The sequence below is a fragment of the Demequina ureilytica genome (assembly GCF_048553575.1).
Taxonomy (GTDB): domain Bacteria; phylum Actinomycetota; class Actinomycetes; order Actinomycetales; family Demequinaceae; genus Demequina.
This window is the reverse complement of the sequence record NZ_JBLZIE010000001.1, coordinates 854,558-875,335: the sequence shown is the minus strand read 5'-3', so window position 1 is coordinate 875,335 and position 20,778 is coordinate 854,558. Positions and strand designations below refer to the sequence as shown.

The following is a 20,778-nucleotide window of genomic DNA, read 5'->3' as shown; positions in this document are numbered from 1 at the left end:
CGGGCCGGCGGCATTCCGCACCCTACGTCTTGACCAACGCAATGTCCGGGCGTGGGCATTCCTTGGTCTAGAGCGAGCGGCCGGCCATCTGCTCGAGCCGGGCGACCCGCTCGTCCATCGGCGGGTGCGTCGAGAACAGCTTCGCCATGCCGGCACCGGAGAACGGATTCGCGATCATCATGTGCGACACGTTCTCCAGCGGTCCCTCCTGCGGCAGCGGCCGTGCCTTGGTGCCCTGCTCGAGCTTGCGCAGGGCCGATGCCAGTGCGAGCGGGTCCCCGGTGAGCGCGGCACCGTCCTCATCCGCGTCGTACTCCCGGGTCCGGGAGATCGCCATCCTGATCAATGCTGCGGCGATGGGCGCGAGCACCAGCATCGCGAGCAGTCCCAAGGGCCCGAGCGGGTTGTCACGCGAGTTCCCGCCGCCCCCGAAGAAGAACATCATCTGGGCGACGGCGGTGATGATTCCGGCGAATGCCGCGGCCACGGAGCCGATCAGGATGTCGCGGTTGTACACGTGCATGAGCTCGTGGCCGAGCACTCCGCGCAGTTCGCGCTCGTTCAGCAGGCCCAGGATGCCTGCGGTGCAGCACACTGCCGCGTTACTCGGATTGCGGCCGGTCGCGAAGGCGTTGGGCGCCTGGGTCGGGGACACGTACAGGCGGGGCATCGGCTGGTTGGCCTCCGCCGAGAGCTCGCGGACGATCCGGTACATGACGGGCTGCTCGACCTCGGTGACGGGCCGCGCATGCATGGCCTTGATGGCGAGCTTGTCCGAGTTCCAGTAGCTGTACGCCGTGGCGGCGACGCCGAGAGCCGCGAACGCCCAGATGAACTGGCCCCCGCCCACCATGGAACCGACGCCGAGAAGCACGGCCCACAGGAGCACGAACAGCCCCGCGGTCTTGACGCCATTGAAGTACTTGCCTGACACGGTTCCCCTTCCCTCTCATCGTTAGCGATGGGAGAACGGCCGATGCTCGGGCGGGGTTCCCGGCGCGCCGGCACCTGCTCGGGGCGGTGGTGCCAGAAAAGCGGCGGTCTCGCTCCGGCGGGCCCCAAGCGGGGCCGATGCGCGGGTCAGCCCGCGAGCGGCGGTGGGCTACTGCTCGGCGTGCGCGCGTCCCAGCGCGATGTCCGTCATCTCCTCGCGCGGCACCACCTTGACGCGCTCGCGACCGTCGGCCTCGCCGGTGGCGCGCTCGTGAGCGTCGAGCAACTCCCAGTCGTGCCACTGCACCACGTCGACGCCACGCGAGCGCAGCAGTCGCAGCAGGTTGTCGGGGCTGCGCTGTTCCGCGCCGGCCTCACTCTCGGCGTACAGCCGCGGGGCGTCCTCGACGAGGTTCGCGATGGTCTCCTGAGCATCGGACTTGGTGTGGCCGATGAGGCCCACCGGTCCGCGCTTGATCCATCCGGTGGCGTAGTAGCCGGGCACGACGTCGCCGCCGGCGACCACACGGCCGCCGTCGTTCGCGATCACGCCCCTGGACTCGTCGAAGGGAATGCCTTCGATCTCAGTGCCGTAGTAGCCCACGGCGCGGTAGACGGCCTGCACGGGGTAGTCGATGAACTCCCCGGTGCCCTTGACGTTGCCGTCCCCCTGGAGAGCGGTGCGCTCGACGCGCACGCCGGTCACCTTGCCGTCCTGGCCCAGCACCTCGTGCGGCGCCTGGAGGAAGTGGAGGTGGATGCGGCGGGACGCGCCGGTGGGCTCGCGCAGCGTCCAGTCCGTCAGCGTCTTGACGACCTGCTTGGTCTGCTTGTTGGTCTCCGCGGCCTCCATCGACGCCTCGTCGAAGTCGTAATCCTCGGGGTAGACGATGATGTCGACGTCGGGCACGTGGCCAAGCTCACGCAGCTCGAGGGGCGAGAACTTCACCTGTGCAGGACCTCGGCGGCCGAAGATGTGGACGTCCGTGACCGGCGAGGCCTCGAGCAGCTCCATGACGTTCGCGGGCACCTCGGTCGAGGCGAGGTCCTTGGGGTGCTTGGCGAGGATGCGTGCGACGTCGAGGGCGACATTGCCGACGCCGAAGACCGCGACCTCCTTGGCCTCCAGGGGCCAGGTCCGCGGCACGTCCGGGTGACCGTCGAACCAACTCACGAACTCGGCGGCACCGAACGAGCCGTCCAGCTCGATCCCGGGGATGTGCAGCTCCGCGTCCTTGAACGCGCCGGTGGCGAAGATCACGGCGTCGTAGTGAGCGCGCAGGTCCTCGAGCGTCAGGTCCGTGCCGATGTTGACGTTGGCCAGCAGGCGGATGTCGCCGCGGCCCAGGACGTTGGCAAGGGCCACGACGATCTGCTTGATGCGTGGGTGGTCGGGAGCAACGCCGTAGCGCACCAGGCCGAACGGCGCAGGGAGCCGCTCGATGATGTCGATGGACACGTCGATGTCGCTCTTCGACAGGATGTCGGAGGCGTACGTGCCGGCGGGGCCGGCACCGATCACGGCAACGCGGAGCGGGCGATCTGTGGTCACGATTGTCACGATCCTCGGTGGTGGGGGCGTGCGACGAGCGCATTTCTCAGTCGCATGACGCCATGAGTATAGACATGAACGTCTGATGACCGTCTCGTGAGTACCGGCCGAACCGGTCCCGTGGGGTGGCACGCTCAAGGCATGACGACTACCGCGCCGTCCTCGCCCTCGGCCTCGCTGCTTGAGGATGCGACGGCGACGTCCCCCACCCTGATGCTTCCCGAGGCGTACATCGCCGATGCGACCGCCCGGGTGGGTGCGGCCACCAGGCGAGTGCGGCTCACCACCCTCACGATCGCCGACGAGGAACGCACCTCCGCGCTGATCGAGGCGCTGGTCGCGGCTGCCGAGCGGGGCGTCGACGTGAGGGTCGCGGCGGACGTGTTCACCTACGTCGACGCTGCGGGGACGTTCCTGCCCGCCCGCTACCGCACGCGTCGCCACCGCGACTCCTCCGCTCTCGCGACCAGACTGGCCGATGCGGGCGCGCAGTTCACCTGGCTCGGCTCCGAGCGCGGTCTCATCTGGCGCGGACGCACCCACACCAAGCTCTGCGTCGTGGACGACGTCAGCTATGCCTTCGGAGGAGTGAACCTCGACGACCGCGGCGCCAGCAACGTCGACTACATGTTGCGGGCAGACGATCCGGAGCTCGCGAACGAGCTCGACCGCGTATACGACCGGATCATGCGGATGAACGCCGGTGAGAGCGGCCACCCGTCGGTCGCTTTCCCGTACGGATCGGACACCGTTCTGGTGGACGGCGGCATCCCCGGCGACTCGGTGATCTACCGTCGCGCGGTGGAGCTCGTCGCGGATGCCGCGCACGTTCTGCTGGTGTCCCAGTACTGCCCCACGGGCGAGCTGGGCCGGCTGATCGCGGCCCGCCCCCACGAGATGTGGTTCAACCCTCCGCGCAACGCCTCGCCCGCCAACCGGGCGCTGATCACGACGTCGATGGCCTCGACCGGGTACCGCACGCGCTACCGCTCGCGCCGCTACCTCCACGCCAAATGCCTGGTGATGACGATGACCACCGGCGAGCGGGTGGCTATCACCGGTTCGCACAACTTCGTGCGGGCAGGCGTGACGCTCGGGACACGAGAGATCGCACTCGAGACTCGCTCCGGTGCGCTCATCGACCAGATTCTCGCGTTCCACCGCGGCCATGTGGCGAGCACCGGAAGAGCGCTTCCGCAGGTACCTGCGGACAGGTAGGCGGGGCTGGCGGATACCCCACGCCTGTGAGACACTTTCCGCTATGGCATTCTCCCCGGACTCCTGCGCACCCATGATGTGCCGCTGTGTCCGCTGTGCCATGTGTCCTACGGCCTGAGCCCTACGGATACAAGTTCCCCTGTAGCCCTGGGCGCTCGGCCTTCGAGCGCGAACCAGACGCGCTCGCACGGCCCCGCTCCCAGAACACGACGAGTCGAGGAGTCTCGGTGACCGACGCCGATGCCAAGAGCACCGATGCCCGCACGCCCGCTGAGCTCGCGGAGATTGCGGACCGCCGCCGCCACCGCGTCGAGGCGCGCGAGATGCGCACCCGCGAGGCATCGCAGCGCAAGAACACCGCCTCTAAGGACGGACAGTGGGCCGCGGGAGACCGCACCCCCCTGAACCCGAACGAGGAGATGAAGTCCACCGGTGACCCGCTGCGCGTGCGCGAGCGCATCGAGTCGATGTACTCGAAGTGGGGCTTCTGGTCCATTCCGCCCGGCGACCTGCGCGGTCGGTTCCGCTGGTGGGGGCTGTACACGCAGCGCCGCCAGGGCATCGACGGCGGCAAGACCGCCATCCTCGAGCCCCACCAGCTCGACGACGAGTACTTCATGCTCCGCATCCGCTCCGATGGCGGCCAGCTGTCGGTGGCCCAGGCCCGCGAGATCGGCCGCATCTCCGAGCAGTTCGGCCGCGACACCGCTGACGTGTCGGACCGTCAGAACATCCAGCTGCACTGGATCCGCATCGAGGACGTCCCCGAGATCTTCCGCCGCGTCGAAGAGGTGGGGCTGCTGGTCACCGAGGCGTGCGGCGACGTGCCGCGCGTGATCCTCGGCTCGCCGGTCGCCGGTGTCGCCAAGGACGAGCTGATCGACCCGACGCCGCAGATCACCGAGATCAAGGAGCGCTACATCGGCTCCCCCGAGTTCTCGAACCTGCCTCGCAAGTTCAAGACCGCGTTCACAGGCCAGCCGGTGCCCGACATCCTGCACGAGGTCCAGGACATCGCCTTCTGCGCGGTCGAGCACCCCGAGCTGGGCGTGGGCTACGACCTGTGGGTTGGAGGCGGACTGTCCGTCAACCCGTTCCTCGGTGTGCGCCTGGGAGTGTTCGTCAAGCCCGAGATCGCCCACGAGGTATGGAAGGGCGTCGTCAGCATCTTCCGTGACTACGGCTATCGGCGCCTGCGCACGCGCGCCCGCCTCAAGTTCCTCGTGAAGGCCTGGGGCGCCGAGAAGTTCTTGCAGGTCCTGCAAGACGACTACCTGGGCTACGAGCTGCCCAAGGGCCCGGCGCCGCAGGTGGGCTCGCCGGGAGACCGCGGCGACCACGTAGGCATCCACCAGCAGGCAGACGGCAACTGGTACGTGGGCGTCGCGCCCGTCGCGGGACGCGTCTCCGGCACCAAGATGCAGGAGATCGCAAACGTTGCAGAGAAGGTGGGTTCCGACCGGATCCGCCTGACCCCACTCCAGAAGATCCTCGTGCTGGACGTCGCGGAGCAGCGAGTGAGCGACGTGGTGAACGGGCTGCGGGCGCTGGAGCTGGACTCCGATCCCGGGGAGTTCCACCGCAACGTGATCGCCTGCACCGGCATCGAGTACTGCAAGCTCGCCATCGTCGAGACCAAGGCCACTGCGCGCGAGGTCGTCAAGATCCTCGACGACAAGTTCCCCACGCTCGACAACCCGATCACGGTGCACGTCAACGGTTGCCCGAACTCGTGCGCGCGGGTGCAGATCGCGGACATCGGGTTCAAGGGACAGCTCGTCCTCGACGAGGAGTCCGGCGAGCAGGTGCCCGGCTTCCAGGTGCACCTGGGCGGGCGGCTCGGACGCGGCGAGGACAACGACTTCGGTCGCAAGATCCGTGGCCACAAGGTCACGCAGACCGGCATGCCCGAGTACGTCGAGCGCGTCACCACGCACTATCTCGCGGACCGCAACGGGCCCGAGGAGACGTTCGCGGACTGGGCCTTCCGCGCAGAAGAGGAGCTCATCAAGTGATCACCCCTGCCCTGACGGGTGCGGCTGCCCTGACCGCTCTCAACCCGCGCGAATGGAACGCCGAGACGTGCGCGGCGGTAGCCGCGCGCCTCGAGAACGCATCGGCCACCCACATCGCCGACTGGGCAGTGGCGACCTTCGGGAGGGGCCTGGGCGTCGCGTCATCGATGCAGGACACGATCCTGCCGCACATGTTCGGCACCCGGCTGTCCGGGGTCGACGTGCTGTTCCTCGAGACGGGCTACCACTTCCAGGAGACCCTGGACACGCGGGATCGCGTGGCCCAGCAGTTCCCCATCACAATCGTCGACGTCATGCCGAACCTCACAGTGGCCGAGCAGGACGCGGAGTACGGCAAGGACCTCTTCAAGCGCGATCCCAACCTGTGCTGCTTCATGCGCAAGGTCGATCCGCTCGCGCGCGCCCTGTCCGGCTACGACGCCTGGGTCACCGGTGCGCGCCGCGTGGACGCGGTGACACGCTCGGCGATGCCGGTCGTGACCTGGGACGAGAAGCACGGCCTGGTGAAGATCAACCCGATCGCACGCTGGGACGATGCCGACGTGGAGCGCTACCAGGACGACAACGACCTGCCCCGCAACCCATTGGTCGCCCAGGGCTACCCCAGCATCGGCTGCGCGCCTTGCACCCGCAAGGTGGCGCCCGGCGAGGACCCGCGTGCGGGTCGCTGGTCAGGCCAGGGCAAGACCGAGTGCGGCATTCACACATGAGCGAGGACGACGTGACGACGACCCTGACGACCCTTGATGCCCTCGAATCCGAGGGCATTCACATCATCCGGGAGGCGGTCGGCACCGCCCGCAAGCCCGTGCTGCTGTTCAGCGGCGGCAAGGACTCGGTCGTCGTCCTGCACCTCGCTACCAAGGCGTTCTGGCCTGGCCGCGTGCCGTTCGAGCTGCTGCACGTCGACACGGGACACAACTTCGACGAGGTCATCGAGTTCCGCGACCGCACCGTCGAGCGCCTGGGGCTGCGACTCCAGGTGGCCAAGGTCCAGGACTACATCGACGATGGCCGGCTCCGGGAGCGCCCGGACGGCACGCGCAACCCGCTGCAGACAGTGCCGCTGCTCGATGGGATCGTGAAGCACGGATACGACGTGGTGTTCGGTGGCGCGCGGCGCGACGAAGAGAAGGCCCGCGCCAAGGAGCGCGTGGTGTCGCTGCGCGACGAGTTCGGGCAGTGGGATCCGCGCAACCAGCGCCCCGAGCTGTGGAACCTGTACAACCCCCAGCACCTGCCAGGCCAGCACGTGCGAGTGTTCCCGCTGTCCAACTGGACGGAGCTGGACGTATGGCGCTACATCCAGCGCGAGCAGATCGACCTGCCCGGACTGTACTTCGCCCACGAGCGCGAGGTGTTCACGCGCGACGGCATGTGGCTCACGCCGCACCCGAGCGTGCGGGTGCGCGACACCGACTCCCCTGAGCCCCGCTCGGTGCGCTACCGCACCGTCGGCGACGCGTCCTGCACGGGCGCGGTGGAATCCACCGCGTCGACGCTCGACGAGATCATCGCCGAGGTCGCGGCGACGCGCGTCACCGAGCGTGGCGCAACCCGCGCCGATGACCGCCTCTCCGAGGCCGCCATGGAAGATCGCAAGAAGGAAGGCTACTTCTGATGACCGCCCCCGAGACGGCCACCGTGGCGGCCTACGCCCCCGACGCCCGGCGCACCTCCCTGTTGCGATTCGCCACCGCTGGCTCCGTCGATGACGGCAAGTCGACCCTGGTGGGCCGCCTGCTCCACGACACCAAGTCGATCCTTGCCGATGCCTACGAGGCGATGGAGCGCGTGTCCAAGGAGCGCGGCGGCGAGGAGGTCGACCTCGCACTGCTCACGGACGGCCTGCGCGCCGAACGCGAGCAGGGCATCACCATCGACGTCGCCTACCGCTACTTCTCCACGCCCAAGCGCACCTTCATCCTCGCGGATTGCCCCGGTCACGTGCAGTACACGCGCAATACCGTGACGGGTGCCTCGACGGCCGATGCGCTGGTGGTGCTGATCGACGCGCGCTACGGAGTGGTGGAGCAGACCAAGCGCCACCTCGCGGTGGCGGCACTGCTGCGCGTTCCTCACGTGATCGTCGCCGTCAACAAGATCGACCTGCTGGACTACGCGCAGGGACCGTTCCGCTCGATCACTCAGCACGTGCAGACCCACGCCGAGTCGCTGGGTCTGACCAACGTGGTGACGGTGCCGGTGAGCGCGCTCAAGGGCGACAACGTGGCCCTGCGCTCGGACCTGACTCCCTGGTACGACGGCCCCACCGTGCTCGAGGTGCTCGAGACTGTCCCGAGCATCGACCAGGGCGCGGATGACTTCGCGGCCGCGCACCGCCGCGGAATCGTGCACCCCACCGCCGAGCAGGCGCACGCCCTCGAGTCGGGCTGGCGAATGCCGGTGCAGTGGGTGCTGCGCCCGCAGGACGCCGCGATCTCCCCCGAGTACCGCGAGTACCGCGGGTACGCAGGCCAGGTCGCCGAAGGCACCGTGCGGGTGGGAGACGAGGTCGTAGTTCAGCCTTCGGGCCGCCGCACCACGGTCGCCGGCATCGATACGGCCGACGGACCTCTCGAGCAGGCGCACACCGGGCTCTCGGTGTCGATCCGGTTGGCCGACGACGTGGACGTCGCGCGCGGCGACCTGCTGTCGAGCGCGGCCGATGCGGTGGCACCGGAACGGGCGTTCCACGCCCACGTGGCGTGGCTCACCGACCGGCCGCTCCGCGTGCGCGACCGCGTGCTGATCCAGCACGGTTCGGCGCGCGTGCAGGCGATGGTCACCGCGATCGACGGCATTCTCGACATCTCGCTGCCGGGCGGAACGCTCGATTCCTCGATCGCCCCCGGGCACGAGCTGCTCCTCAACGACATCGGCGTGGTGCGGTTCCAACTCGCCCAGCCCCTCGCGATCGAGGACTACGGCCGGCACCGTCGCACGGGTGCCTTCTGCGTCGTCGATCCGCAGGATGGCAACACCATCGGCGCCGGGACCGCACGGGCGACAGCCCCCGGCACCGGCACCGATACCCATGTGACGATCTGATGAGCGCCCCGGTCTCGCTGCGAGGAGTCTCGCAGGCCTTCGCGGACACCCGGGGCGGCAGGCTCGCACTGGACGGGGTCAATCTCGAGGTCGCGGCCGGCGAGTTCGTGTGCGTGGTCGGACCGTCGGGTTGCGGCAAGTCGACCATGCTCGACCTGCTCGCGGGCCACACCCGACCGGCCCGCGGAGACGTCACCGTTGCCGGTGCTCGTGTGCGCGGACCAGGCCCTGATCGGGTGATGGTGTTCCAGGAGCACGCGCTCTTCCCGTGGTTGTCGGTCCGCGACAATGTCGCGTTCGGCCTCAAGAACGCCGGCGTGCCAGCGTCGGAACGAGACGACACCGTGGCGAGATGGCTCGACAAGGTCGGGCTGGCCGATGCCGCCGATCTGCACCCGCACCAACTCTCCGGTGGCATGCGCCAGCGCGCAGCGCTGGCTCGAGCATTCGCGATGCGCCCCCAGGTGCTGCTCATGGACGAGCCGTTCAGCGCGCTCGACGCCCCCTCCCGCGACCGCCTCCACGTCGAGCTGCAGGAGCTGTGGGCGGAGACCGGCATCACGATCGTGTTCGTCACCCACAACGTCCGCGAGGCGGTGGCGCTGGGCGACCGAGTGATCGTGCTGTCCTCCGGACCCGGGCGGATCATCGGAGACGTCCCCATCACCCTCCATCGCCCGCGCGTGGTGGAGTCGGAGCGCGTGGTCGCGCTGTCGGCGACCGTCCGACGACTGCTCGACGCTGCCGACCAGCTCGGGATCTCGGCCCCACGAGAGGGCGGAGACTCGTATGTCAACATCTAGCATTCCCACCCGCGATGGCTCCTCGCTCGAGGTGCGCAGCAACGCTCCGTGGTGGCGCCGCACCGCCCCGATCGTGGTCACGGGAATCGCGCTGGTGGTCCTGTGGGCACTCGCCGCCGCCGTGGCGGACAACCTTCCCACTCCGGGCGCGACTGCCGCCGAGCTGGCCCGCATGGCGGGCGATGGGCAGCTGCTCTCGATCTTCGGGCGGATCACTCTGTTCATGTCCGCCTGCTTCGCCGTCGCCGCAGCGGGCGGCGTCGCGCTCGGTCTGCTGCTGGGCTCCAGCACGTGGCTGGACCGCGGCCTGTCGCCATACCTCGCCGCACTCCAGGGCATGCCCACGTCCATGTGGATCCCCGTCGCCGCCGTCGTGCTGGGCACTTCCCCCTGGTCTCTCGCCGCGGTGGTCACCATCGGCGCCATGCCCGCGATCATGCTGGGCACGCGCTCGGCAGTGAAGAACGTGCCTCCATTGCTCATCCGCGCGGGACGCACGTTCGGTGCTGATCGCGGCTCGCTGATGCGGCACGTCGTGCTGCCCGCCGCGCTGCCCGGCATCATGACCGGACTCGAGCTCGGTTGGTCCATCGCATTCAGGTGCCTGGTGGCGGGCGAGATCTTCTCCGGAGCGCTGTCAGGCACCGGAATCGGCGACGTGATCGACCGCTCCCGAGAGACCGGGGAGCTCACCGAGATGATGGCCACCATCCTCATCGTGCTCGCCTTTACCCTGCTGGTCGACAGGATCGTGTTCGCGCGTGTGCAGCATCGGCTGCGGGTCAGTCGCGGCCTCGTGGACGCCGGCCTCCCGCACTGAGTGGCCCCTGGCGAAACGCCGCTGTGGCGAACGTCACACAAACGTCATCCAAGGTTTACATGACGTTGTAGACAAATCGCCCGTATCCCGCGACGATGGCTGTGAGGTACATCACACTCCCTCGCCGCACTGCGCCTGACCGGCGTCCTCCGCCAGCGCTGTCGATTCTCCTTCACTCTCGACAAGCGCCCAGGAGGTGCCATGGCCACTGTTGCCGAACCCGTCCCGCCCCCAGCTGCCAGCGTGAGCGCCGGCGATGGGCGGGGAACCTCGCCGGTCATGATCCTTCTCGTACTGATCAGCACACTCGGCATCCTCGTGTACACCGGGTTCCTCTTGGACCCGAGCAACCGGGGCGATCTCGTTCCCTACATCATGGTGATCACCGCGGAGTCCGTGCTGGTCTTTCACGCACTGCTGGCGATGTGGACCATCCTGTCGGCGAGCCAGAGCCCCGAGCACTTCGCCTCACACCACGCCAAAGCCTCCCTGTTCGAGCCTGCGCCCGGTTCCGCACCCCGCGACTGGCCGCTGACCCTCGACGGGCGAACCGTGGACGTCGACGTCTTCATCACGGTCTACGGCGAGGACCTGACCGTGGTGCGGCGCACGGCAACCGCCGCGCTCGCGATGCACGGGCAGCACCGCACCTGGATCCTCGACGACGGCCGGTCAGACGAGGTGCGCGATCTCGCCGCAGAGATTGGAACGCGCTATGTGCGCCGGCTCAGCTCGGGCGGTGCCAAGGCCGGCAACGTCAACCACGCCCTCACCTTGGCCAAGAGCGAGTTCTTCGCGATCTTCGACGCGGACTTCGTCCCACACCCCACGTTCCTCGCGGAGACCGTGCCGTTCATGATCGACGAGAAGGTGGCGTTCGTCCAGACTCCGCAGGCGTACGGCAACCTTCACACCACCATCGCGCGCGGTGCCGCATACATGCAGGCCGTCTTCTACCGCTTCATCCAGCCGGGACGCAACCGATTCAACGCCGCCTTCTGCGTCGGTACCAACGTGCTGTTCCGGCGCGCAGCGATCGACGATGTGGATGGCATCTGCACCGACTCGAAGTCCGAGGATGTGTGGACCTCTCTCGTGCTCCACGAGCGCGGCTGGCGCTCCGTCTTCATCCCGGAGGTGCTCGCCATCGGTGAAGCACCGGAAACCATCGAGGCGTACTCAAAGCAGCAGTTGCGCTGGGCCACCGGAGGATTCGAGATCCTCCTGACACGCCTGCCGCTGTTCAACCGCCGATTGACGATGGACCAGCGCATCCAGTACTTCGTGACCGCCTCGTTCTACCTGACCGGCATCAGCCCGCTGCTGCTGATCCTGGTGCCGCCGCTCGAGATCTACTTCGACCTGCGGCCCATGAACCTGTCGCTCACAGTGCTCACCTGGGCGCTGTACTACTGCGGGTTCTATGCAATGCAGATCCTGCTCGCCTGGTACACGCTGGGGTCCTTCAAGTGGGAGACGCTGACCCTCGCCGCGGTGAGCTTTCCCATCTACGTGAAGGCGTTCGTCAACGCGTTCACCGGGCGAGACGTCGGCTGGCAGTCGACGGGCACCGCACGGGGCCACTCGCCATACAACTTCATTATCCCTCAACTGCTGTTCTTCATGTTCCTGGTGCTGACGAGCATGGTGGCGATCTGGCGAGACGTCGACAACGGCGTTCTGACCCTCGCGACAGCGTGGAACATCACCAACACCATCATCCTCGGGGCCTTCGTCAATGCGGCTCGCCGGGAGGCCCGCGCGCTACGGCGAGGCCGCTCGCCCGTGCCCAGCGCCGGTGCGACGGACTCCGCGCCGCAGGGCGAGCTCCGTACCGTGATCGCCCGACCTGAAGGTGACACGGCCGAGCCCCCCAGGCACGATCCGGTGGCCCCCATCCCGGCCGCCCGCACACGCCGCGCACGACGAGACAAGGAGCTGGTCCGATGACCTGGCGCAATCGACTCAAGCTGGTGTTCGGCGCGATGGTGGTGCTCGCGGTGGTCGCGGCCGCGACGCTCGTGTTCAATCAACGTCAGACGCAGGTATCCAGCGCCACCGCGTCCATCCTCGCCGCCTCCTACGCGGTGGGCACGGACTACAGCGGAATCGTCACCACCTCGCACGTCGCGCCGGGAGACACGGTATTCGCTGGCCAGCGCATGTTCGAGGTGCAGAGTCTGCAGCTCGAGCGGGACCTGGACACCGGAGTGGTGTCGGCAGTCCAGGCATCGGTCCAGGACGACGGGGTGCTCATCGTGCGCGCCGGCGTGGACGGCACGGTCGCCGAGGTGATGGTGAACAGCGGGTCCTACGCATCCCCCGGAGACGTATTGGCAAGCATCGACGCGGATGGAACCCTGTTCGCGGAGGCGGAGTTCGTGCTGACCCCTCGGGACTTCGGACGGCTCGAGGACTCGGCTAGCGTCGAACTGCGCCTGCCGGATGAGCGGGAGTTTGCGGGCACGGTCGAGGACCTCACCGTCGAGACCATCGACGGCGTCGCACACGTCAGGGCGCGTATCACGTCGGATGACCTCGGTCAGTTCGACGGCGACGCTCTCGTGAAGCCGGGGACGCCCCTCGCCGCGACCCTGCGGCTAAGGGACGACGGCCCGCTCGCGGGTGTCAACGACATGGTGAACGACCTGGCTGTCAGGGTCGGGCTGTGACCTTGCGCCGCGGCTCAGCCGTCGCGGCAGCGTGCGTGGCGATCGCATCGGGCGTGGCAGCCTGCGACGGGGGCGCGGCGGCCGAGCCGCCCGCGACATCCCCCTCCCCCGCAGAGGTCACGGTGCTCGGCGAGAACACCACTGACCTGGACGTGCCGATGAGGGTCGCCGACGGGGTCATCCCGCCGACCAACCGCTGGTACTCGTCCCTCGCCTTCGGCGAGCCGGGATTGCCGGTGTTCCCCAAACCGCTGTCGGTGGCGACCTTCGACGGAGGCCTGGCATTCGGCCGCACGACGCCCGAGGCGAGCGCCGACGCAATTCTCGCCCCCGCGCGCAAGGACGTCACGGTCACCATCGCCGATGCGGTCGGACCGGGCCTCGTCAGCTCCGCCGGGCCCGTAGGTGTGACGGTCACCTGGGGCGAGGCGAGCATGTCGCTTGCCCAGGGCTGGCCAGCGGTGGGCCTGACGGCCCACACAAGCATCCAGGCCGAGTTGAGCGTCGCCTTCTCGCCCGCTGACGGTGCCGTCGCCACGGCCGTCGTGGAGGGGCGCGAGTACGGAGTGGTGGTTCAGGGCGGCCAGGTCGACGGCACCGCACTGACACTGGACGAGGACGGGACGGCACAGTTCTTCGCGGTACCCGACGGCGGGGAGGCGGCCGCGTTCGCGGATGCTCTGGGCGAGGTGGTGACGGAAGCGGAATGGTCGGGCTGGGCCGGAGAGTCCGTCGCCACGACCAGCCTCGACTACGGCACGCCGACCGTCGTCACGATGCCGCAGGAGCGAGCGGACCAGGCTCAGTTGGAATGCGACCTCGGCACGTACGCCACGATCAACGGGCCGTACGCGGTCTGCCAGGCGCAAGAGGTCGCATGGGATGTCGAGGCAGTCGAGCCTCGCTCGACGCTCGACCTGGAAGGTCTGACGGATACCGAGCGCACCGCGGTCCGCGACGCCCTGATCGCTGACGTCGCGACCGTGCCCGAACTGCCGGTCGACACCTACTTCGGAGCGAAGGCGTTGTCCCGGCTGGCGAACCTCCTCACCATCGCGCGCTCGCTCGATGAGGACGACGTTGCCGACGACCTCGGAGCCCTCCTCACGGAGCAGCTGCAGATGTGGGGGGACCCCGAGCGGTGCGAGACCGAGGCGGACCGCTGCTTCGTCTACGACTCTGCTCTCGAGGGCGTGGTGGGCTACGCCACGGCTTTCGGTTCCGAGCAATTCAATGACCACCACTTCCACTATGGGTATCTGCTCCATGCAGCGGCGGTCATGGGCACCGAGTCTCCCGAGCTCGCCGACGAGATCGGACCGGTCCTCGACCTGCTCGCCGCAGACATCGCGCACGGCGAGGGAGGGCCGATGCCCGCGATCCGCGCGTTCGACCCGGTCGAGGGGCACTCGTGGGCCTCCGGCTTCTCGCCTTTCGCTGACGGCAACAACCAGGAGTCGAGCTCCGAGGCGGTCGCGGCGTGGAATGCCGTCGCACTTTGGGCGGAGGTGCGCGGCGATGCCGCGCTCGAGGAACGCGCCCGGTGGATGCTCGCGACGGAGGCCGAGGCGGCGCGCAGGCTGTGGCTTTCTCCGGACCTGTCCCCATTCCCGGCCTACGAGCACTCCATCGTGGCGCTGCAGTGGGGCGCGAAGCGCGACTACGCGACGTGGTTTTCCCCCGAGCCCAACGCCATGCTTGGGATCCAACTCATCCCGGCGGTCCCGGGTCAGGCCCTCCCGCTGTCCCAGGTGGAACCCGAGCGCATCGAGCAGGCCGTCGCCGAAGCCGCCCCGCAGGGGTTCGACGTCCAGTTCGGCGACTACCTCCTGATGTACCTGGCGCTCGCAGGGGACAGCCAGCGCGCCGCCGCTTGGGAGCACGCGCTCACCCTTCCCGACACGGCGATCGACGACGGCAACAGCCGCACCGCCATGCTCGCGTGGATCGCAGCGGCACCGTGACGGGCGCCTGATCCGCACGCCTGATCTGCACGGATGCCGGCCGCCTCCGAGGCCCCGCCGGCGCCGAAGCCAGCCCGCGCATCGGCCACTCCGGCCCTGACTTGGCTCGCGTGCAGGAAGGCAGATCACCTGCTATATGGCCCGTCTGGGACATCTGAGACGTTCCTGAGAGCCTGTTCGCCTTACAGTGGATCTCAGGCCGTGCTCGACACGCCGGCCTCTGCCTGAGCACGGCGCCCTTGAGCGGCGCCATCGCCACTGACGACGAACCGACCTTCGAGGGCCAACCTCGAAGTGACCGCCACGGCGCCGTCGCCACCCATCCTCGCCCGGCTGCAGCATACCTGCCGCACGCACCCGTATGGAGTGACACATGCCCGCACCACGTACTCTCCGAGACCGCCCAGACACGTCTCTGCCGACCACCGAAACCGGTACCGCGCCCAGTCCAATCATGTTCCTCACGGTCGGCGTGGCCGCGCTCGGCACGCTGCTGTACGCGGGGTTCCTGCTCGACCCGAGTCATCGCGGAGACCTGCTGCCGTACACGATGGTGATCATCGCCGAGACGGTGCTCGTCGCTCAGGCCTTCTTCGGGATGTGGACCATCCTGTCCGGCGGGCACAACCCCCGTGATTTCGCGTACTTCCGCGCCAAGGACGGCCTGTATCGCACGAGTGCGCAGCGGCAGGGACAGCGCCCGCACGAGTGGGCACCGCACCTGGGCGACCGGGAAGTCGGGGTCGACATCTTCATCACCACCTATGGGGAAGAGCTTGAGGTGATCCGCGACACCGTTCGCGCGGCGCTGAGGGTTCGTGGGCGTCACACCACCTGGGTGCTCGACGACGGTCACAGCGACGAGGTACGGGATCTCGCGGCCGCGGAGGGTGCGCGCTACGTCCGCCGCCTCACCTCGGGCGGCGCGAAGGCGGGCAACATCAACTACGCGCTCACTCTCGCCAAAGGCGAGTTCTTCGCAGTCTTCGACGCGGACTTCGTTCCCCGGCCGGAGTTCCTGGAGGAGACCTTGCCGTTCTTCCACGATGCGAACCTCGCGTTCGTCCAGACTCCCCAGAGCTACGGGAACCTGCGCACCACGATCGCCCGTGGAGCGGGCTACATGCAGGCCGTCTTCTATCGGTTCATCCAGCCCGGCCGCAACCGGTTCAATGCGGCCTTCTGCGTCGGCACCAATGTGATCTTCCGCCGCGAGGCCGTCGAGGACGTGGACGGGATCTACACCGACTCCAAGTCGGAGGACGTGTGGACGTCGCTGAGGATGCACGAGGCCGGTTGGAAGTCCGTCTTCATCCCCGACGTGCTCGCCGTGGGAGAGGCCCCCGAGACCATTGAGGCGTACTCGAAGCAGCAGTTGCGCTGGGCAACCGGGGGCTTCGAGATTCTGCTCACGCGCAACCCATTCCGCCGCGACGTCCGGCTCTCCCTCGAGCAACGCGTGCAGTATCTGGTGACGGCCACGTTCTACCTCACAGGTATCGCACCTCTGATCCTGCTGATGCTGCCTCCGATGGACATCTTCTTCGATCTGCAGCCCATGACGCTCGAGACGTCGGCGCTGACCTGGCTGCTGTACTACGCCGGCTTCTATGCGCTACAGATCCTGTTCGCCTGGTACACGCTCGGATCGTTCCGGTGGCAGACGCTGACTCTGGCTGCGGTGTCGTTCCCGATCTACGTCAAGGCCCTCGCGAACGCGCTGCGGGGCAAGGATGTGGGCTGGCAGGCCACGGGAACGGCGAAGAGCGGGTCGCCGTTCAACTTCATCGTCCCGCAGGTGCTGATCTTCACGTTCCTGCTGCTGACCTCCGCGGTCGGCATCATTAGGGACGTCGGCAACGGGACGCTCTCTCTCGCGACAGCGTGGAACGTCACGAACACGATCATTCTCGGAACGTTCCTCGTCGCGGCCGCGCGTGAGGGACGCGAACCGTCCACTCCCGCCTCGACCCGCTCCCCTGTCGAGCGCGATACCCGCACGGTAGTCGCGCGTCCCCCGACGCGGCCGTTCGCCCCTGTCTGGGGCAACGGGTCCGCCACCCTGGAAAAGGAGACCTCATGACCTGGGCCACCCGCTTCAAGCTGCTGTTCGGCATGATCGGCGTCTTCGTGATCATCGCCGCATTCACGTTCATCTACACCGAGCGCGAGTCCACCGCCGCGTCGGAGAGCGCCGTCATCACCGCGACCAGGCTCCCAGTGGGCACCGACTACGGCGGCAAGATCGTCGAGCAGCACGCCGAGGAGGGCGAAGCCGTGGCGGAGGGCGACGCGCTCTTCACGATCGACAGCCTGGCGCGTCAGCAGGACCTCGAGCGAGAGGCCGAGGCAGAAGAGCGCGAGGCTGAGGCCGAAGAGCGCGAGGCTGAGGCGACGCTCGACGCGCCGTCCGCCGAGCCCTCTGCCGACACCTCTGCATCGAGCTCCGGGGCGGAGCCAGAGGGCGACTCCGACGAGGAGTTCAGCCCGCTTTGGACCGTCAGCGCGAGCACCTACGGCACGATCGCCGAGGTCCCCACCGCCGTGGGCGGATACGTGCCAGCGGGCGGAATCGTGGCGCAGGTGTATGAGGAAGACTCGCTCTACGTCAGCGCCGACTTCGTCCTCACGCCGCGCGACTTCGACCGCCTTCAGCTCGGCGCTCCCGTCGAGGTTCGACTGCCGGACCGCACTACGGTGACCGGCTCGGTCGAAGAGATCGAGGTCGCTACTGAAGAAGGCGCGGCTCGCGCCTTCGTGCGCGTGGACTCGGAAGAGATCACGCAGAGCGACCCGGCTGGCCTCACGGCACCCGGCACTCCCGTCACCGCCACCGTCGACCTTCGCGATGACGGGCCCCTCGCCGGGCTCCGCGATGCCGCCACAGACTTCCTCGAACAGATCGGACTATGACATGAGACGACACCTCTGGGCCACCGCGGCCATGACCGGTGCCCTCGTCGCCCTTACGGGCTGCGACGGCGGCGCCGAGGGCCAGAACGGCGGCACCCCCGAAGCAAGCGCCAGCGCCAGCGCCGAGTCCATGCCTCCCGAGGCGGGCGGCCTCGTCGCTCCTGGAAGCGACGAGGTCGCGGCGCCGGCAACGGCAGACCCTTCTGTGCTGCCCACCCGCGGCGGCGAGTCCGCCGCGACGGCGCGCGTTGCTGACGGGTTGGTGCCGCCGACCAACCGCTGGTACTCCGGCCTGGTGTTCGGCGACCAGCCGTTCGTGGCGTTCCCCGCGCCCCTGTCGTTCGCGTCGACCGACGGCGGCTTTGCCTGGGGCGTGCCTCAGGTGTCGGCCAGCCCGGACACGATCCTGGGCCCGGCCTCGAGCGACGTGACGGTCACCGTCGAGGGCGCGACGGGCCTCCCGGTCGCGACCGCCGCCGACAGCGTCGCCGTCACCCTGGAGTACGGCGACGCGGCAGTCAACCTCGCCGCGGGTTCCCCCGTCGTGGGCGTCACCGCGACGGAGGACCTCACCCTCACGGTCGCACCCGCGCCAGCCGAGGCTGGCGACGGCGTATGGACCATGGATGCCGGCGGACGCACCTACGGCATCACGTCCGAGAGCGCCACCGTCGAAGGCTCGACGGTCACCCTGTCCGCAGGAGACCACGTGCAAATGTTCGCAGTCCCTGACGGCGGCGACGCCGCGAGCGTCGCGGCTGCGGTGGGCGCCCCTGTCGACGGCGTCGACGTCAACTACTCGATCGACGGCGACGCCGCGACGACCGCACTGACCTACGCGCCCGAAGACCGGCCCACTCTCGTGGCGGTCCCGCGGGAGCGCGCCGACGGCCTCGAGTGCGATCTGGGCACTTACCCCTCCATCAACGGCGAACTCGCCGCGTGCTCGGCGTCGACAGTCGCCTGGTCCGTGCCCGCGGTCGAGCCCGATCTCGATCTTGACCTCGGCGACATCACGGACGAGCGCCGCGCCGAGATCGTCGCGGCCCTCGAGGCCGAGGCACAGGTCGAGCCGACGTTCCCCGTGGACACGTACTTCGGGTCCAAGGCGCTGCACCGTCACGCCATGCTCGTGAACACCGCGGACGCGGTGGGCGAGACGGAACTGGCCGACGAATTCGCGGCCGCCCTGTCCGACGAGCTCCTCGCCTGGGCCGACCCCGCCGGCTGCGAGCGCCGCTCCGAGAAGTGCTTCGAGTATGACGACCAGTTGCGCGGCGTCGTGGGTCTCGAGACCGCGTTCGGCTCGGAGGAGTTCAACGACCACCACTTCCACTACGGCTACCTGCTGAACGCCGCCGCGGTCGCACTCGAGCGCGACCCGTCCCTCGAGGATGCCCTCGCGCCGGTGATGGACCTCGTGGCCGCCGATATCGCCAGCCCCACCGATGCCGAGGCGTTCCCCACCCTGCGCGCCTTCGACCCCTTCGCGGGCCACTCGTGGGCGAGCGGCTTCGCGCCCTTCGGCGACGGTAACAATCAGGAGTCCAGCTCGGAGGCTGTGCTCGCGTGGAACGGGGTCGCCGCCTGGGCCCAGGCCCGTGGCGACAAGGCGCTCGCCGACACCGCACGGTGGGGCCTGTCCGCAGAGGCGGACGCCGCCGTCAACCGGTGGCTGCGGCCGAACCTTGAGGGATTCGACGAGTACGACCACGACATCGTGGCTCTCCAGTGGGGCGGCAAGCGCGAGCACTCGACGTGGTTCAGCGCCGAGCCGAGCGCGATGCTCGGCATCGAGTTGATCCCGATGGCGCCCGTCCAGCAGCACCTCGCTCCTGAGGACGATGCGGCGATCGAGACGGCGCTGCGATCGATCGAGTCTGCGGCCCCCGGCGGCTACGACGTCCCGTTCGGCGACTACCTGCTGATGTACCAAGCACTCGCCGGCCCAGAGCAGGCAGCAGCCGCGTGGGACGAGGCCGTCGACCTGTCCGACGACGGGATCGACGACGGGAACTCCCGCGCCGCCATGCTGGCGTGGATTGCCGCTGCGGAATGAGGCGGCTCGCCGCAGCCGAGTAGCGGAAGGCCCGCGCCCGTGTCGTGGGTCCGCCCTAGGGTGGTCGCATGAGGGACGACACGGGCACGGGCACGGGCGCGGTCACGGTTGTCCCCGCGAACCAGCAACGCTGGGATGACGTCCGCGCCATTCTGGGGCCCAAAAGTCTCGACACCCCGTCGTGCTGGTGCCTCGCGATGCGCCTCAGCGCGGGTGACCCGCGCATCAAGAACCAGCCCGCACGGGCCCGCGCGGACACCCTTTACGAGTTGTGCGGGGAGGACATCCCGCCGGGCGTGCTCGCCTACCGGGACGAGGAGCCGGTGGGCTGGTGCTCGGTCTCTCCCCGCGCCAACTATCACCGACTGGTTCAATCGCGCGTGATCCCCGCGCTCGACGACGAGCCCGTGTGGTCGGTGGTGTGCTTCGTCGTGAAGGCCGGCCACCGCCGGCAGGGCCTGGCCGGACTACTCCTCGACGGAGCCGTCGACTACGCGCGCTCCCGCGGGGCGACCATCGTCGAGGGGTATCCCGCGGACACGGAGGGTGCCCGCATCGACGTGGCGTCCGCGTACGTGGGCACCCGTTCGCTGTTCGAGCGACACGGCTTCGCCAAGGCTGCCGACACCGCGTCCAAGGGCGGCGGCAAGCCGCGGGTGCTGATGAGGCGCACGCTGACCTAACCCCGCGGGGTGCCAGCGCATGCCCGACTGGCACCCGCGCGGGCGGCCAGCCCGCGCATCGGCCGGTCGTCCCT

At 68.7% G+C, this 20,778-nt stretch carries 16 protein-coding genes; 14 read left to right on the top strand and 2 right to left on the bottom strand.

All coding sequences use genetic code 11. From position 1 onward, the window contains the following. Window positions 1–67 precede the first annotated feature (67 nt). A complete protein-coding gene (gene htpX / locus ACNI3K_RS03940) occupies window positions 68–934 on the bottom strand; it encodes a zinc metalloprotease HtpX (RefSeq protein WP_419390548.1) in 867 nt (288 codons plus the stop codon). Window positions 935–1,102: 168 nt separating this feature from the next. Continuing rightward, window positions 1,103–2,485, bottom strand: a complete 1,383-nt coding sequence (locus tag ACNI3K_RS03935; protein ID WP_419390547.1) for an FAD-dependent oxidoreductase — start codon at window positions 2,483–2,485, stop codon at window positions 1,103–1,105. 141 nt (window positions 2,486–2,626) lie between these two features. Between ACNI3K_RS03935 and ACNI3K_RS03930 the strand changes: the two genes are divergently transcribed. The 14 genes from ACNI3K_RS03930 (at window position 2,627) to ACNI3K_RS03865 (ending at window position 20,704) form a co-directional block, all read left to right on the top strand. Then, complete coding sequence (locus ACNI3K_RS03930; RefSeq protein ID WP_419390546.1) at window positions 2,627–3,703, top strand: phospholipase D-like domain-containing protein; 1,077 nt, start codon at window positions 2,627–2,629, stop codon at window positions 3,701–3,703. A gap of 323 nt (window positions 3,704–4,026) precedes the next feature. Beyond that, entirely contained in the window at window positions 4,027–5,718 is a 1,692-nt protein-coding gene (locus ACNI3K_RS03925) for a nitrite/sulfite reductase (RefSeq protein ID WP_419391098.1), read from the top strand. Further along, window positions 5,718–6,449: a phosphoadenylyl-sulfate reductase gene (locus ACNI3K_RS03920; protein ID WP_419391097.1), complete on the top strand. Its 732-nt coding sequence runs from the start codon at window positions 5,718–5,720 to the stop codon at window positions 6,447–6,449. The genes ACNI3K_RS03925 and ACNI3K_RS03920 overlap by 1 nt, the downstream gene beginning before the upstream one ends. Beyond that, window positions 6,446–7,360, top strand: a complete 915-nt coding sequence (gene cysD, locus ACNI3K_RS03915) for a sulfate adenylyltransferase subunit CysD (RefSeq protein WP_419390545.1) — start codon at window positions 6,446–6,448, stop codon at window positions 7,358–7,360. The genes ACNI3K_RS03920 and cysD overlap by 4 nt, the downstream gene beginning before the upstream one ends. Further along, window positions 7,360–8,790 (top strand): sulfate adenylyltransferase subunit 1, encoded by a 1,431-nt coding sequence (locus ACNI3K_RS03910; RefSeq protein WP_419390544.1) that lies wholly within the window; start codon window positions 7,360–7,362, stop codon window positions 8,788–8,790. The genes cysD and ACNI3K_RS03910 overlap by 1 nt, the downstream gene beginning before the upstream one ends. Further along, window positions 8,790–9,593, top strand: coding sequence for an ABC transporter ATP-binding protein (locus tag ACNI3K_RS03905; protein WP_419390543.1), 804 nt, complete (start codon window positions 8,790–8,792; stop codon window positions 9,591–9,593). The genes ACNI3K_RS03910 and ACNI3K_RS03905 overlap by 1 nt, the downstream gene beginning before the upstream one ends. Beyond that, on the top strand, window positions 9,580–10,413 hold the full coding sequence (locus ACNI3K_RS03900; protein WP_419390542.1) for an ABC transporter permease: 834 nt from the start codon (window positions 9,580–9,582) through the stop codon (window positions 10,411–10,413). The genes ACNI3K_RS03905 and ACNI3K_RS03900 overlap by 14 nt, the downstream gene beginning before the upstream one ends. Window positions 10,414–10,614: 201 nt before the next feature. After that, window positions 10,615–12,363, top strand: a complete 1,749-nt coding sequence (locus ACNI3K_RS03895) for a glycosyltransferase family 2 protein (RefSeq protein ID WP_419390541.1) — start codon at window positions 10,615–10,617, stop codon at window positions 12,361–12,363. After that, window positions 12,360–13,085, top strand: a complete 726-nt coding sequence (locus tag ACNI3K_RS03890; RefSeq protein ID WP_419390540.1) for an efflux RND transporter periplasmic adaptor subunit — start codon at window positions 12,360–12,362, stop codon at window positions 13,083–13,085. The genes ACNI3K_RS03895 and ACNI3K_RS03890 overlap by 4 nt, the downstream gene beginning before the upstream one ends. Beyond that, complete coding sequence (locus ACNI3K_RS03885) at window positions 13,082–15,049, top strand: glycosyl hydrolase (RefSeq protein WP_419390539.1); 1,968 nt, start codon at window positions 13,082–13,084, stop codon at window positions 15,047–15,049. Before ACNI3K_RS03890 ends, ACNI3K_RS03885 begins: the two co-directional genes overlap by 4 nt. Window positions 15,050–15,503: 454 nt before the next feature. Continuing rightward, window positions 15,504–17,132 carry a glycosyltransferase family 2 protein gene (locus tag ACNI3K_RS03880; protein WP_419390538.1) on the top strand — a complete coding sequence of 543 codons (1,629 nt, stop codon included), beginning with the start codon at window positions 15,504–15,506 and terminating at the stop codon, window positions 17,130–17,132. Next, window positions 17,129–17,962, top strand: coding sequence for an HlyD family secretion protein (locus ACNI3K_RS03875; protein WP_419390537.1), 834 nt, complete (start codon window positions 17,129–17,131; stop codon window positions 17,960–17,962). Before ACNI3K_RS03880 ends, ACNI3K_RS03875 begins: the two co-directional genes overlap by 4 nt. A 1-nt stretch (window position 17,963) precedes the next feature. Further along, complete coding sequence (locus ACNI3K_RS03870) at window positions 17,964–20,021, top strand: glycosyl hydrolase (protein WP_419390536.1); 2,058 nt, start codon at window positions 17,964–17,966, stop codon at window positions 20,019–20,021. A 68-nt stretch (window positions 20,022–20,089) separates the two neighbouring features. Next, window positions 20,090–20,704 carry a GNAT family N-acetyltransferase gene (locus tag ACNI3K_RS03865; protein WP_419390535.1) on the top strand — a complete coding sequence of 205 codons (615 nt, stop codon included), beginning with the start codon at window positions 20,090–20,092 and terminating at the stop codon, window positions 20,702–20,704. Window positions 20,705–20,778 lie beyond the last annotated feature (74 nt).